Genomic DNA, 248 nt, shown 5'->3' with positions numbered 1-248 from the left:
CCACATCGCCCAAGGCCTGGAGGAAGGCATCCGGATCGGGATCGGCCGCGGCATCGGCCAGGTAATGCGCAATGGCCTCGTCATCGGACAGGTAGTTCGCCGGGTCGAAATCACGCAGCTGAATCATTTGAGTGCCTTCCCTTTCAGTTCGCTCCACAGGCGTTTCGCGGTTGCCCACGCGCCCATAAATCCGTCTTGAACAAACATCGGCTTCTGGAAGCTCGAGATCTCGACATTGTCGCTCAAAA

Annotated in this window: 1 protein-coding gene; it reads right to left on the bottom strand. The window is 57.7% G+C overall.

What is annotated here, in order from left to right:
• A partial coding sequence (locus tag SB847_RS21885) for a hypothetical protein (protein ID WP_410578825.1) occupies window positions 1–127 on the bottom strand: 127 nt, incomplete at its 3' end.
• Window positions 128–248: the final 121 nt, after the last annotated feature.

The sequence above is a fragment of the Bacillus sp. SIMBA_026 genome (assembly GCF_046535335.1).
Classification (GTDB): Bacteria; Bacillota; Bacilli; order Bacillales; family Bacillaceae; genus Bacillus; species Bacillus velezensis.
The sequence above is the reverse complement of the archived record's forward strand: the minus strand, read 5'-3'. Positions and strand labels throughout refer to the sequence as shown.